Origin of the sequence: Pectinatus brassicae, from assembly GCF_014201835.1 — a bacterium.
Classification (GTDB): domain Bacteria; phylum Bacillota; class Negativicutes; order Selenomonadales; family Selenomonadaceae; genus Pectinatus; species Pectinatus brassicae.
In genome coordinates, this window is record NZ_JACHFH010000008.1 from 1 (window position 1) to 15,451 (window position 15,451).

14 protein-coding genes are annotated in these 15,451 nt (G+C 34.4%); 6 read left to right on the top strand and 8 right to left on the bottom strand.

Annotated elements, in window-relative coordinates; all coding sequences use genetic code 11:
* Positions 1-53: 53 nt before the first annotated feature.
* Genes tsaB through queA form a run of 5 tightly spaced genes read left to right on the top strand, consistent with a single transcriptional unit; the run spans position 54 to position 4,388 of the window.
* Positions 54-683 (top strand): tRNA (adenosine(37)-N6)-threonylcarbamoyltransferase complex dimerization subunit type 1 TsaB, encoded by a 630-nt coding sequence (gene tsaB, locus HNR32_RS04140; RefSeq protein WP_183859970.1) that lies wholly within the window; start codon positions 54-56, stop codon positions 681-683.
* A complete protein-coding gene (gene rimI / locus HNR32_RS04145) occupies positions 680-1,135 on the top strand; it encodes a ribosomal protein S18-alanine N-acetyltransferase (RefSeq protein ID WP_183860150.1) in 456 nt (151 codons plus the stop codon). Before tsaB ends, rimI begins: the two co-directional genes overlap by 4 nt.
* 25 nt (positions 1,136-1,160) lie before the next feature.
* A complete protein-coding gene (gene lgt, locus HNR32_RS04150; protein WP_183859972.1) occupies positions 1,161-1,997 on the top strand; it encodes a prolipoprotein diacylglyceryl transferase in 837 nt (278 codons plus the stop codon).
* A gap of 31 nt (positions 1,998-2,028) precedes the next feature.
* On the top strand, positions 2,029-3,318 hold the full coding sequence (locus HNR32_RS04155) for a SpoIID/LytB domain-containing protein (protein WP_183859974.1): 1,290 nt from the start codon (positions 2,029-2,031) through the stop codon (positions 3,316-3,318).
* A gap of 41 nt (positions 3,319-3,359) precedes the next feature.
* Positions 3,360-4,388, top strand: a complete 1,029-nt coding sequence (gene queA, locus HNR32_RS04160; protein WP_183859976.1) for a tRNA preQ1(34) S-adenosylmethionine ribosyltransferase-isomerase QueA — start codon at positions 3,360-3,362, stop codon at positions 4,386-4,388.
* 88 nt (positions 4,389-4,476) lie between these two features.
* Here queA and HNR32_RS04165 read toward each other — a convergent pair whose 3' ends face one another.
* From HNR32_RS04165 to HNR32_RS04200, 8 genes are all read right to left on the bottom strand, one after another.
* The gene (locus HNR32_RS04165) at positions 4,477-4,785 is read right to left on the bottom strand and encodes a hypothetical protein (RefSeq protein ID WP_183859978.1); all 309 of its coding nucleotides are present in this window, start codon (positions 4,783-4,785) and stop codon (positions 4,477-4,479) included.
* 182 nt (positions 4,786-4,967) lie between these two features.
* Positions 4,968-6,116 (bottom strand): mannitol-1-phosphate 5-dehydrogenase, encoded by a 1,149-nt coding sequence (locus HNR32_RS14340; protein ID WP_183859980.1) that lies wholly within the window; start codon positions 6,114-6,116, stop codon positions 4,968-4,970.
* 116 nt (positions 6,117-6,232) lie between these two features.
* Positions 6,233-8,119, bottom strand: coding sequence for a PTS mannitol transporter subunit IICBA (locus HNR32_RS04175; RefSeq protein ID WP_183859982.1), 1,887 nt, complete (start codon positions 8,117-8,119; stop codon positions 6,233-6,235).
* 58 nt (positions 8,120-8,177) lie between these two features.
* Positions 8,178-10,304 (bottom strand): BglG family transcription antiterminator, encoded by a 2,127-nt coding sequence (locus HNR32_RS04180; RefSeq protein WP_183859984.1) that lies wholly within the window; start codon positions 10,302-10,304, stop codon positions 8,178-8,180.
* 205 nt (positions 10,305-10,509) lie between these two features.
* Positions 10,510-11,148, bottom strand: a complete 639-nt coding sequence (locus HNR32_RS04185) for an HAD family hydrolase (RefSeq protein ID WP_183859986.1) — start codon at positions 11,146-11,148, stop codon at positions 10,510-10,512.
* A gap of 303 nt (positions 11,149-11,451) precedes the next feature.
* Positions 11,452-11,685: a 3'-5' exonuclease gene (locus HNR32_RS14435; protein ID WP_183860152.1), complete on the bottom strand. Its 234-nt coding sequence runs from the start codon at positions 11,683-11,685 to the stop codon at positions 11,452-11,454.
* Between the two features lie 155 nt (positions 11,686-11,840).
* Positions 11,841-13,010: a DUF7305 domain-containing protein gene (locus HNR32_RS04195; RefSeq protein ID WP_183859988.1), complete on the bottom strand. Its 1,170-nt coding sequence runs from the start codon at positions 13,008-13,010 to the stop codon at positions 11,841-11,843.
* A 57-nt stretch (positions 13,011-13,067) separates the two neighbouring features.
* Entirely contained in the window at positions 13,068-13,976 is a 909-nt protein-coding gene (locus tag HNR32_RS04200; protein ID WP_183859990.1) for a GGDEF domain-containing protein, read from the bottom strand.
* Between the two features lie 203 nt (positions 13,977-14,179).
* Between HNR32_RS04200 and HNR32_RS04205 the strand changes: the two genes are divergently transcribed.
* Positions 14,180-15,403 carry an EAL and HDOD domain-containing protein gene (locus HNR32_RS04205; protein ID WP_183859992.1) on the top strand — a complete coding sequence of 408 codons (1,224 nt, stop codon included), beginning with the start codon at positions 14,180-14,182 and terminating at the stop codon, positions 15,401-15,403.
* Positions 15,404-15,451 lie beyond the last annotated feature (48 nt).

Consider the following 15,451-nt stretch of genomic DNA (forward strand, 5'->3'; position numbering starts at 1 on the left):
TACGGGGATAGCCTGTGGAGATAATGTAAGACGTGTTTTTTGCGCAACTATCTATGAAGCAGGAACCCCGCGACTTTAGTCGTGGGAGGTTCAGGGGGCATATAATTAATGCGTTAAAAATAGCACAGGTCGATAAAAAAGATTTAACAGCGATTGCTGTCAATATTGGGCCGGGGTCTTTTACCGGACTTAGAATCGGTTTGGCAGCAGCCAAGATGATGGCTTATAGCTTAAATATTCCGTTGATAGGTGTGGATATTGGCGAATCTTTGGCATATCATTATCCAATAGAAAATATCTATAGTGCTGTATTTATTGATGCGCAGAAAAATAATGTATATTTTGCTATGTACGAATGGGTAAATGGCAAGATGAATACTGTAAATAATATGCAGGTCTTGTCATTGCAGGAAGCAATAGCGATATGTGCCAATGCACCTAAAACGGTAATTGCTATGGGTGATATTGTACAGAGAAAACAGCAGGTTTTTACTGAATGCAGCAATATACATATTGCACCACCGCATCATATAATGCTGCGGGCAGCTAATACGGCTTATGCGGGGCTGGCTAAATTAGCAGCTGGTGAAACAGCCAATATTATGAATTTGGAACCTTTATATATAAGGCGCTCTGAAGCAGAAGAATTATGGGAAAAACAGCAGAAAGAACAGCAAAAATGACAATATCGTTTAGAAAAATGGAACCTAAAGATGCTGCCGCGGTAGAGCTGGTAGAAAGGGCGTGCTTTGCTATTCCCTGGTCAAGAGAGTCATTTTGGGAAGAGGCTGCTAAAAAAGATGCCTATTACTTATTGGCAGTAGATGATGAAGGAGATAAAGTTATTGGTTATGTTGGGGTATGGTTGATATTTGATGAGGGACATATTACCAATGTGGCACTTATTCCTGATTATCAGGGACAAGGTATTGCTTCAGCAATGATAAAAAATATTATTGCTATAATAAGAGAAAAAGGGATAAATTCCATGACTTTGGAAGTTCGTCCTTCTAATAAGCCCGCCTTAAAATTATATGAAAAATTTGGTTTTAAAAGTGTAGGCCGCAGACCACATTATTATGAAGATAATGATGAAGATGCTGAAATAATGTGGTTGATTTTTAAAGGAAAATGATATTATCTGAATGGAGATGAAGCTGATGCATCAGTATTTATTTTATATTGGAGATTTTCCAGTGCGTTCATATGGGCTGGTATTGTCTTTGAGTATAATTTTGGCAGTCGGTGTGGGTTATTTTTTAGCTAAACAGGATGGCCGCTGGCAGGGTCATGTTGTTGATATGGGTATTTATTGTGGTTTAGCTGGTATTTTAGGTGCGCGGCTTTGGGATGTATTCTTTTTTGACTGGGAATATTATGGCAACCATATCACAGAAATATTTAATGTTTGGCAAGGTGGTATGGCCATACAAGGCGGTATCTTTTTGGGAACAATTACCGGCATAATATATGCCAAAAAACATAAAATAGATGTTTTAGCAATAGCTGATATTTTGGCACCAGCGATGATTTTAGGACAGGCTTTGGGACGTTGTGCTAATTTATTAAATGGTGATGCATTTGGTACGCCTACAGGAACAGGCTATGGCCTTGTTTATCCAGTGACGACACTGGCTCATCATGTTTATGGCAGTCAGCCCTTATGGCCGGCTGAAGTATGGGAGGGACAGCTGGATTTTGTCATTTTTGCGTTATTGTTAATATTTCGTTCCTTTAAGCATGGTCGTGGCCAGGCGTTTACGTTATACATAATGCTTTATTCAGTAGCTCGTTTTTGTTTGGAATTTTTACGCGGTGACTATAGTGAACCGGTATTTGGCTTGTGTACATCAGCACAGATGACCAGTGTGATAGCCTTTATCTTGGCATTTATAGGTTTTATTTATTTTGGCTGGCGTGATCGTAAAACCAATAGTAATAGTGATGGTATAGTGGAACAAATACCAATAAAAACAAAAAAACGCAGACATAAATGAGAATTCTCGGAATAGCAGAGGAGGCGTAAGGATGAGATGTAAAAAAAGTATAATTGCTATATTGTTTTTCATATTGATGCTGGGAAATTCTGTGGTATCAGCTGCAGAAGAGCCAAATATTCGGGTAGGGATATTAACTAATCAAAGCAATGTATATGTTACAGCTAATGAAGATTTTATGATAAAGGATCCGGGAACAAATGATGTTTTTGGTAAATATGCGGCCAATGAGAAAATTCTCATTTCAGAGAAAAATAATCGTATGTACGTGGGGAAATTGCCGATAAATAATCGTACGATAAGTGTAGTAACGTCTGATAAAGATGCCCGTATACAAGTTAATCAGACAAAATATCGTGGCAGTATCTTATTTAAAAATATAAATAATCATATGAGTGTTATCAATGTTTTGCCACTAGAGAAATATTTGTATAGTGTTGTCCCGCAGGAAATGTCATCATCCTGGCCAATGACGGCACTTAAGGCTCAGGCAATAGCTGCGCGGTCCTATGCGTTATATAGTATGCATCGTCATGAAGCGGAAGGGTTTGATGTTTGTTCGACTTCGCATTGTCAGGTTTATGGCGGCAGTGATGCTGAAACCAATATTGCTATTACAGCTGTTGATGAAACTAAAGGGCAGGTGCTGTTATATGACCATAAACCAATAGCTGCAGCTTTTCATGCCAGTGCTGGCGGTAGGACGGAAAGCAGTAAAGATGTTTGGGGAACAGATGTTCCTTATTTGCAGTCAGTTGCTGATTTTGACCAAAAATCACCGGTTTATCATTGGCAGATAAAAATTACGCCGCAAATTCTTAGTGAAAAGTTAGCACATGCAGGATATATGATAGGAAATTTACAGTCAATGGCTTTGTCATCCTTAGATAAGCCGGCGGCTGACAGAACAACTGGCGGTATGGTAAAATCCATTGTATTTACAGGTGATAAAGATACGGCAGTAGTCAGTGGCAGTAAGCTGCGTGCGATATTAGGCTTAAAAAGTGCTAAATTTGCTGTAGCTGTTACAACACCAACACAAAAAACAGTAAAAGTTGTTTTGGATAAAAAGTCTAATTACAGCAAAGATATTGAAGTGGAATTACCGGATCGTAAATATACTAGTTTTTCCGTCGGCAATAAAAATATTTATAAAATAACTGGCGGTATAGGCGAACAAATAATTATCGATGGCTATGGTTCCGGACACCGTGTCGGCATGTCACAATGGGGAGCTAAGGCACTGGCGGAAAAAAATTATACCTACCAGCAGATTTTATATAACTATTATACGGAAGTATCAATTGGGCAATGGTATTAAAATTTATAGTTGCCAGAAAAAAGGAGATTGAACGATAACTTATGTTATTAACAGATTTTGATTATGATTTGCCGGAAGAACTTATTGCTCAAACACCGGCAGAAAAACGTGACCATTCCCGTTTGATGGTTTTAAAAAAGCAGGAACAGACAATTGAACATGAGCATTTTTATGATATAAAAAAACATTTAAAAGCTGGCGATACGTTAGTATTTAATAATACACGGGTTATACCAGCCCGTCTTATCGGACATCGTGATAAAACCGGCGGCAAGGTAGAAGTGTTTTTATTGCGTCGGGTTGAAGGCAATAAATGGGAAGCATTAGTTAAACCAGGTAAGAAAGCTCGTGTTGGTAATATCATAAAATTCGGCGATGAACTTAGCTGTGAAGTATTGGATAATACTGATTTTGGCGGTAGAATTGTTGAATTCAGCTATGATGGAATATGGGAAGAAATACTGGATAGATTGGGGCAAACACCATTACCGCCATATATTCATGAAAAACTCGATGATAAAGAACGTTATCAGACAGTTTATGCTAAGGAAAATGGTTCAGCAGCAGCACCGACAGCTGGTCTGCACTTTACCGAAGGATTATTGCAGGAACTAAAAGATATGGGCGTTAATTTGGAGTTTGTTACGCTTCATGTTGGACTTGGTACCTTTAGACCTGTTAATGAAGATAATATTGAAGACCATGTTATGCATACTGAATATTTTCATATTGATGAAGCAACAGCTCAGCGCATAACAGCAGCAAAAAAACGCGGCGGCAGAATAATTGCCGTGGGAACTACCTCGATACGTACATTGGAATCGGCAGGCTTATCTGATGGAACATTGCCGGCTAAAAGCGGTGAAACAGATATATTTATTTATCCGGGATATAAATTTAATATAGTCGATGGTATTATAACAAATTTCCATCTGCCTAAATCGACACTTATTATGCTTATAAGTGCCTTTGCTGGTCGTGAATTTGTCCTGAAAGCGTATAATACGGCTGTACAGGAAAAATATCGTTTTTTTAGCTTTGGTGATGCCATGTTGATTTTGGATAAATAATTTCTAACATACAAATGACCCTGAACAATTTTGTTCAGGGTCATTTGTATACTAATTCAACAAATAAATAATTTAATTATACTGTCGTTTATTGAACAGTAACTTTAGGTAATTGCTGCCAAAGACGACGAAAAGCACTTTTTTGAACTTCTGGTGTACGGATAATTCTTTGTTCTAACTCTTCTTCGCTTTTTATATTGAACATAGTGACATATAAATCATCTAAATTTTTAAAATCCTGCATCTGTAAGGAGTTTAAATAGGCATATTCAGGAATAGCATCCATTTGTTTTTGCAGGCGGTCGCGGAATGCATCGGCATTAGCATTATGTACCCCATTTACTATTTCTGCTGTTTCTTTCAAATCGAGCATTTCACGCATAGAATCGCTCATCATAACAATATCAAATCCTTTCGCACTTATTAAAATATATACAGTAATTATACAACGTGCATTTATCATCTGCAATGTTTATTGCAAATAAAGTAGCATTTATAATAAACAGATAAAAAAATTAAAAACAGAGCTATTGTTATAATAGCTCTGTAAGCAGATTAAAATTGGGAAATGTTTTAATTTTATTTCATGTTGTTATAAGCGGAGATTACTTTATTGAATAAAGCATCAGCAGGAGTTAATTCGGAATATTTTTCTACAGCTTTTTCAATAGAGTTTTCTTTGATGAAAGCTTGTATTTCTACAGCTTGTTCATCATCCTTGCAGTCAAATAAATAACCGGCAGCGATAGCAGCTGCTAAATGGTCATTTGGCAAATTGTATTCCTGAGCCAATAAAGCTGGTCCGACCAAACGATCTTTATTGTTGAGCTTACGGATAGGTGAACGACCTACGCGAATGACTTCATCATGTAAATCTTCCAAAGAAATACGTTTAAGGATTTTTTGAATAAAAGTTTCTAGTTCTTCCATGCTGAACGGGAATTTTTTTGTCATCATTACAGCGGCTTCACGCATAGCAGCGATAACATTAGCATATATTTCTTTGTCGTTAAGGGCATCAAAGATAGTAGGCAGATTTTTATGATAGCCTAAATAAGCGGTTGCAGCATGACCGCAGTTAAATACGTATAATTTTCTTTCGAGGTACATGCCAAGATTTTCCGCATATTCAGCGCCTTTAATCGGTTGACTTGCCGGGTCGTTCAATTTGTTTTTTTCGATTACTAATTCGAAAGAAGTTTCGATTTGCGGAATACGGATACCATCCTGCTCGGTACTAAGAGCAATACGGTCAACAGCTACGTTAGGGAAACAGCCGATTGCATCAAGGTCAGCTTCACTAACGGCATCCTTGCATTCCATTAGAGTTTTTTTGAGCATATCAGTGGCATAGAAGGCATTTTCACAAGCCATAATATTGACCTTGTCTTTGCCTTGGGAAAGACGTTCTTTTAGGCCTTTAGCCAAGGTGTTGGCAATTTTAGGTAAATTATCAACACAGACCGAAGTGGTAATGATATCGGCAGCAACAATGGCTTCGATGGCTTTTGCTTCATCAGTTATGGGAGAAACAGCACATACATTATCGATAATTTCTTTACGGTAATTATCATTTATGATATAAACATCATAATTATTATTTTTATTAATATAGTCAACAGTTTTTTTGTCGACTTCTACAAAGGTAATTTCAAAGCCGGAATTATGAAGTAGTTCTCCAATAAATCCTCGACCAATATTACCAGCACCAAAATGTACAGCTTTCACTATAAATTCCTCCTATAAGTTTGTGAATATATTAATAACTAAGGCGCGTGTATCAATAAAAGAAAATTTATCAATACACGCGGATTAGTTTGTAAGACTAATTTTTATTTTATATATTATTTAGTAAATAAATCATATATTTCTTGGGCTGATTTAGCATTTTTTAAGATATTAACAGCATTTTCATTTTCATCAAGCATTGTGGCAATATTTGATAAAATAGTTAAATGTTCATTGCCGATGCCAGCAATACCAATTAAGATATAAGCTGTTTCATCGCCAAAATTTATGCCGTTAGGGAACTGCAGTACAGAAAGCCCGGAAGCTTTAATTTCGCCTTTGGCATCATTATCACCATGCGGAATGGCAACACCTTTGCCGATATAGGTGCTGACTTGTTCTTCACGACGCAGCATAGCATCAATATAGCCGCTGTTTACATAGCTGCCATCAACAAGAATTTGACCGGCCATCTTTATGGCATCTTCTTTCGCAATACTATCAAGACCAATTTTAATATTGCTGAGCTTTAAGAGATTGCTGTCGAAAACAGCAGGAGTGTCATCGACAATTTCTTCGGTGGAAATTGCTGATGCAGAGTCATTTTTTATGCGTTCGGAAAGAATATCAAAAACATTGTTTTGCAGGAAATCGGTAACAAAAATATGTTCAGCTTGTGGTGAAGCTTTTTCAGCGCGTTCAGCTAATTTTTCATGTGAAACTACTATTTGGGCATCAGCAGGGATGTTTTCAATAGCACAATTTGTAACAGAAACGTTAGCAAAACCAGCTTTTTTGAATTTATTGCGGAGGGCACTAGCTCCCATAGCGGAAGATCCCATACCAGCATCGCAGGCATAAATAATCTTTCTGATTTCAGAACCTTTGATGGCAGTGGATTGTGCAGTTCCTTTAGCGCGGCTTTTCATAGCTTTCATATCAGCCTGAGCGGTTTCTAATGAAGTATCATCATCTTTGGACGCTTTTAAAATTACTGAGGAAATAGCAAAGGAAACAGCTGTGGCAATAACGACAGCTAAAATATTGGCGAAATAGGCACCTTTAGGTGTCATAGCCAGTACGGCAAATATACTGCCAGGAGAAGCCGGAGCAATAAGACCACCATTTAATACATTTAATGTGAATACGCCGCACATACCAGCCGGAATTACAGCTAAGAGAAGTTTTGGACGCATCAGGATATACGGGAAATAAATTTCATGGATACCGCCTAAGAAATGAATGATTACAGCACCAGGGGCGGAACCTTTAGCAGCGCCCTTGCCAAATAAGCAGTAAGCCAGAAGCATACCAAAACCAGGGCCAGGATTGGCTTCAATAAGGAAGAATAATGATTTGCCAAAGTTTTGGGATTCTTGAATTCCGATAGGAGTGAATATACCATGGTTGATAGCATTGTTTAAGAAAAGAATTTTAGCAGGTTCAACGATAATTGAAACAAGCGGAATTAAATTAATACTAACAAGAACTTCAACCGCATTTTTTAGAACAGTATTTAAGGCAAGTACGATAGGGCCAATAACAACATAGGCCAATACTGCTAAGATGGCGCCTAAGATACCAGCTGAGAAATTATTAACAAGCATTTCAAAGCCAGCGGGAATTTTTTCTTGGAAGGCATCATCAAATTTTTTAATACAGTAACCGCCGAGGGGACCGACAATCATGGCACCTAAAAACATTGGAATATCAGCACCGGCGATAACGCCAGCTGTAGCTATGGCACCGACAACACCGCCGCGATGATCATAGATAGCGCGGCCACCAGTAAAACCAATTAATAATGGTATAAGCCATTGTACCATAGGACCGCTGGCCTTGGCCAGATAAGCATTTGGCAGCCAGCCGGTAGGAATAAATAAGGCCGTTAAAATACCCCAGGCGATAAAAGCACCGATATTTGGCATTACCATTCCACTTAGAAAACGGCCAAATACCTGTACTTTTTCCTGTACACCGTTGGATTGTGCATTTTCGTTCATAATATTATACCTCCATTACATTGAAATTTATAATATTGCTGTAAAAACCACTATTGCTTTAATTTAACAATAGTTTGTGTTTTTCTTTCAAAAATTTTGTTAATATATTTTCTAATATTGTTTGTATTTCAGGGGATGAATTATTAATGATTGTTGTTGCAAAAAGCCAGTTATCAATCAATGATTCGGAAATTGTGCCCATTGTTTCTCGGACTTCATCGGCACAGCTATCAGGGATTATCATGATAACTGCGGCAATAAAATTATTGTGTGTGTCGTCAGAAACTGCAGCAATTCCAGTTTTGCTGCGGATTACAGCAAAATGAGTTTGGGTAACAGCGGCTTGACAGTGTAATAAGATGATTTGTTGTTCATATAAAAGCGTGCTGCCGTATCGTTCCCGTTGTAATAATGCCGCAGCAATATTATTGGCAGTGGTTTTATCAGAACTAATTTTTTTACTTATAAACTCAATAATTTCTGCGATGGATAATGATTTTGCCAAATCATCAAAGATAAAATTATTTAATATCTGAAAAATACTATTTTGATATTGGATAAGATGGGGCAGATTTTCTGTTAATGATGTTTTTGCTATGAGCGGTAAAAAGTCATGATGATTTTTTTGCTTAAATACCGCTAAAAATTTATTTATTATTTCGATGTCGTTATTTTTTAATAACGGATTGATTACAATTACGGGAATTGATGTGGCAGGAATAGGAACGGTAGAGATGATAAAATCAATTTGCTGTTTAATAAGTGTTTCAGCATTGATACGCAGTGCTGAAATAACTGCCGTAATTTCTATATTGGTAAATTCATGCTTCAAACGTGCAGCTAAAAGTTTGGAGGAACCAAGCCCGGTAGGGCAGGCAATTGCTGCATGATAATATGTTTGCTGACGTTTTTTCAGGTTTATATCTTCCAAAGCGGCACCGAGATGCATGGCAATATAGGCTGATTCTGATTCAGGAATAGGTTTATTAACAATGGGACTTAGTACGGCACTGCAGCAGATTTTGCTGAGCTGCATAAGGGGAGCATATTCTTCCTTGATATCATCAAGCAATGGATTACGAATTTCCATACCCATATGCAGACGGCTGATGGAAGGTCCCAGATGATTTACCAGTCCGATAAGAAGTTTATCGTTATGTTCCAGTTTTTGACCTGTCTCAGCTTGGGCGATTTTGATGATCTTTTTGGCAATTTGTACTAATTGAAAATTGGGAATAAAGGGAGTTGCTCCCGTATAGTATAAATTTCTTGTACCCAGTAAATGCATGGTAATATAGCCCATTTCTTCTACGGGTACGTCTAGGTTGAATATTTTTTTAATGCCAGCGGCGATTTTTTTACTGATGGTAAATTCATGTTTGGTAGAAATTTCCTGCAAAAAAGCATCATCAAAAGTAATTTGTTCATGCTGCTGCATACGCTGAATTGCCAAAGCTAAGTGAATTAATAGTGCTACATAAGCGTTGTCGGATAATTTGAATTTATATTCAGTTTCCACATTATGGATAACAATTTCTAATTTTGCCAGTATCTGTGTATCAACCAGATTTAAGAGACGTTTTTCAGACTGTATCTGGGATGAGTTTTCGGCCGTATTATGCGATAAAAGCTCATGCAATACTTCAACCAGATCGGCCTCGTTTATATTTTCATAGATATAATGCAGAATTGCTTTGCGAATATCTTTTTCCCTGCCGGTAATATATACGCCAAGACCAGGTTTTCTTATAAGCGTAAGACTATGGTTGGTAAACCAGGCATCCAGTTTATCAAGATCAGTACTTATTGTGCTTTCTGCTACATTAAGCTGGTTGGAAAGTTCAAATAATTTTATTGGTTCCTGATTTTGCAGTAAACGGGCAATTAAGAAATGGGCACGCTCCTTGGGTTCGTAAGCTATAATTTCAGGAGCATTAGTAAAAGCTTTTTTCAAATTACCAATAGCGGCAGCATTACCTGTGATGCAGATGCCTACACCTTGTTTTTTTTCTAGAAATACATTATATTTTGCTAATAATTTGTCAATTCTTGCAAGTTCACGAGTGATAGTCTTAGTACTTACAGATAATTTATTAGCAATATCACCAACTGTGATAAAGTCTTTTTGCTCGCATAGGATAACAATAATGTTTTTTATGCGGCGGCTTATTTCTCCTCTATGCAATTTTACCCTCCTAATGATCAGTTAGAAGTAACCAGTTAAAAACTTAATTAAGTTACTTTTATTATACGAGATAAATTTATGCTATACAATTAAAAGACATATTGATAAGTACTAATCTATTTAGGACAAAACTGAATAATGCTATTTATTACTTATGGATAAAGAATAAATAGCATTATAAATAAAGGACTTTATGGAATTGTGCTTATAGTATAGAGATGTCTATATCGTTGACATCGTCAACAATTATATCAGTTATGCTAAGATCCTGGATACCGCTGCCGGGATTTTTAAAGCCGATACATTTCATGCCGGCACTTTTAGCAGCGGTAGCGCCGTTATGAGAATCTTCAAGAACAACGCAATCCACAGGAGTAACTGTGAGACGTTTAGCTGCTTCAAGATAAATATCAGGAGCGGGTTTGCCATGTTCTACTTCATCGCCGCTCAAAAGAAATTGGAAATAATGCGTTAAATTCAAATTGTCAATGCTCGCTTCAATGAATTCAATTGGTGAGGATGAGGCAACAGCAGCAGGAATATTGGCTGCCTGCAGCTGCTGCAGTAATTCGGGAATGCCAGATATTGGAACTAATTGATTGGCATGTACATGGGCAACTAATTTGCCATTGTATTTTTTTACAGTATCATTAACCGATATGTCAAGATTGTAGTCACTTTTTATTTTTTCAAAAATATGGTCGATGGTGAGACCGCATAATGAGGCTAAATAAGGTTCTTCAGCCTTAAGACCAAAGAGTGTCATCATTTCTACAATGATTTCATTATGCAGTGGTTCACTGTCCATTATTACGCCGTCCATATCAAAGATAAAAGCTTTCATTAAAAATCCTCCTAAGGATAATAAAAATAAAAGACTGCCGTAGAAAACTGCGGCAGTCTAAAAATAACAAGAAAATTGAGCACATGTAACATTACAAAACAGTTTGATTAAAATATACTAAAAAATATTATCAATTAATATATATAATGAAGTATTTGAACAAAATAGTTTGATTGAATTTTTACGGATATAAAACAATATTATTTTGTACAAATAATATTGATCAATACAATACGATATTAGGCCACATTAATATAGTATTGTTATTTAATTATATTACATCAATATAATATCGTTATTTAGTTATTTTATCAATCCTATTTCGGATAAAAAACGAGATGTTTTTTTATTCCAACCATAATATGATTTTGAATATGACAAAAATAAACTTTTTTTAGTTCTAGTAATTGCTACAAAACAGTTTCGTCGATCTTCTTCCATTTCTCTGCTTGAATTTCCCTTTTTTATACTTTGAAAAGAGGGGAGTTCATCTTCTACTAGACCAATTAAAAAAACATAACAAATAGTTATCTCTATAAGTTTTGCAAAAGGCTATTATTTTGTCTAGATTAATATCTATAGATGTGGTTATCTAATACATATCTTTGGGATTGATACTTAGAGAAATAGCCTGTTGACCTTTTTGTAAAGTGAATGATTTTATCAACTGGTACAATGTAAATATTATTTAATTATTCTATTAGAGAACTGGATTTTTTTCCTGAAGTTGGAACAGAGATTGGATTAGTTCCATTAACCGTAAGGTGACCTGAGATACTAATGGTTTTTGCTACTATTGAACCATTAACCGTTACATTTCCTGTTATTTTTACATTTCCTTTAGGTGCATATATAATTCCATCTATAGTTGTGTTCCCACTAATTGTTATTGCATCATTAGCATTGGACAAAGAATAAATAGCTAACTGCTGTTGGTTAGTGTTATCTGCAGCTGTTAGATTTCCACTAATCGTTATTGTTCCATTTACTAATAATTGACCAGTACTACTAATTGTATTGTTACTACTTATTTTTACATCGTCATTAACATATATTGCCCCAGATAGTGTGCTGTTTTTCCACTTTGGATCTTTCGTATAGGATTGTCCAACTGCTTCTGCATTTGTTTGTATTTCGTTTGCAAAATCTGGCATAGGAATATTAGTTACATTACTACTATTTTGTGTGGATGAACTAACGGTTGAACTACCGGATATTAGAATATTTCCATGGGCAGTTACAGAAGTAACAGAAGAACTACCACCTAATGTTATATTACCAACTGCTTCTGCATTTCCCAAGAGAGATGCATTCCCAGAAATTTCTAAATTTTGATTAGAGTGAGCATTTCCAGTTACATGGGTATTGCCAGATATTGTTAATGGATCAGTTGAACTCCCAGAAAATAAAGAGTAGGCAAATGGTCCTGATGGAATATTTGTCATTTGGGCAGTCGCTCTAGCTGAAATAGTATAAGTGTTAGTACCTGTAAGTAGCTGAATAAAATAAGTTTTAACATTTTTACTAACATTTACAATAATCATTGTACTAGGATCATATGTTGTTCCTGTTTTTTTTATAGTAGTAGGATAAGTAACTGTAATACTTTCATCGGACTTACTGTTTAAATTAATATATTTTTGAGCTTCTGCTTCAGCTTCAATATGATTTGTAGCAGAAACAATATACATTGCACCAGCTGCAGCACCTGCATCAGCCATGTTCTGTAGGTATGATTTTTGATAATATAAATTCCCTAGATCTATAGCTAATCCTGCCATGCCTAATAAAATAGGAAGTGTCAATGCAAATAATACGATCATTTGTCCATTTTTTTGTTTCAAATATTTAAATATATTCATAATATTTACTCCATATAATTAAAAGTTAACTATGTAGGTATATTAATAAAATGTATTTTAACTGCAATATATTTTGTTGCGACCTGAATTTTTTGCTTTATATAAATTTTCATCAGCTATTCTAAGTGCATCTAGTACATTAATAGTTTCATTTTTTAAAATATAACCACCAAAACTAGATGTTATTGATATGATTCCGGCAGAAGTATCAAATTTTTCATTTTCAATAGATTGTCTAATATGCTCAATTAGTGAAGGAATCGATTCTTTTTTTGCATATTTTATACAAATTAAAAATTCTTCGCCACCATATCGTGCAACCCAATCTTGATTTTTACGTGTATTATTAACTAATATATTAGCAAATTTTTTTATAACCTCATCTCCTACTAAATGACCATAATTATCATTTATTTTTTTAAAATAATCAATATCAGTCAAAACTATTGCTAAAGTAAATTTGTTTTTTATGGAATCAAGTATATCTATTGGTAATCTTTCAATGATATATTTTCTGTTATATACTTGAGTAAGCTCATCACGAATAACTATATCATTTAATTTTTCAATAGTTTTTTTTAATGAATAATTTTCCAATGAGCCTATATTTGCAGGAGAAATACTATCTAATAATTTTTGTCCAGTGATATCTTTAACCAATTCTATCACTAATGAAGAATTATCTAATTTTAATGGTATTGCTGTAATGATAAAAATTTTTCCAGAATTTTCTTCGAATTTAATAAGAGAAGTGTCTTCATTAATTGCTCTCATTGATATACAATTTTTGCAAGGGGAATAACTGTTCCAAATTGCATGACATGGTAGTTTATTACTTGAATGTATATCATTTTTATTTTCAATATTATATATTTTTTTTTCCACAGGATTTATTATTCTAACTGTATCAAAATAAAAGTCTAATGTTTTTATGTCATCTAATATTTTTTGAGGTATTTTTATCATAAAATGCTTATCTCCTATCTTTGCATAGAGTTTAAATATATTTAAAATTCTATAAGAAAGCATTAATACCTGCGTAATTTATGTATATATTTAGTTTTCCATTTTTTGTTATTTTCTTTATTTTAGAGGTATATCACTTTTCTTGAAGAAAAAGGATATAAGTAAAAAAAATTAATTGTTTTCTTTAAAAGGGAGAAAATACTTTGAGAAATAATTTTATTGCGCGACAGCCAATTTTTAATAAAAACAAACAGGTTTTTGGATATGAACTATTATTTCGTTCTTCAGCACATTCTCAAAATGATAATATATTTGATAATGATAGAGCAACTTTACAAGTATTAGAAGATAGTTTATTAGGAACAGGGATTACTAGGTTGACTAATAGAAAAATTGCATTTATCAATTTTCCTACTAATATTTTATTGGCTCCATTTATATTAAATTTACCAAAAGATATACTAATAATTGAAATATTAGAAACCGTATTACCTTCTACTGATATTATTATTCAATGTAAAAAATTAAAAATGGCAGGATTCTCTTTGGCATTAGATGATTTTTCTACATTATCAGTAAACACAGAGTTGTTGCCATTCGTTGATTATGTAAAAGTCGATTTTCGAGTTACTAACCGTCATGAACGTAGAGAATTTATAAAAAAATATAAACAGTATAATATTGTTTTTTTAGCAGAAAAAGTTGAAACTTATGATGAATTTAAAGAAGCAATTCATGATGGTTATAGTTTGTTTCAAGGTTATTTTTTCAGTAAACCTGAGGTGCTTATTACTAAAGCAGTTAATTTAATTAGTAAAACTACCTTTCAATTTATGCGTGAGCTAATGATGGAAGAACCGAATTTCAATAAATTAGAATCTATTTTATCTCATGATGTTTCGTTATCCTATAAAATTTTAAGATTTATTAATTCTTCCTATTTTGGGTTTAGTAGAAAAATAACATCTATACGTCAAGCATTAATGCTTTTAGGCAAAGATGGACTTTATAAATGGTCTTCTTTATTTATTCTTAGTAGTTATATAAAAAATAAACCATCGGAATTACTGGTACTTTCATTAGTACGAGCTAGATTTGCGGAATTAATTGCTGAACAATTACAGCAAGAAAATCCAAATGAATTTTTTCTTGCTGGAATGTTTTCACTTTTAGATGCTTTTTTTGATTGTCCTTTAGATGTTATTCTAGAAAATTTGCCAATACATGATGAAGTAAAACAGGGAATAAAATTTAGTAATAATATTATAGGTAAAGTTATGAGTTTAGTAGCTGCTTGTGAAAAGGCAGACTGGAATAAATGTGCTCAGTTGAGTGAGAAATTACATATTCCTTATCCTATTTTACTAAACAAATATAACCAAGCACAGCAATGGAGTTATGTTGACTCTATTGTCTTAAATATTTAACTATATAAAATATAAAAAGGAGAGGTAAAAATGCAACTACCATCACGA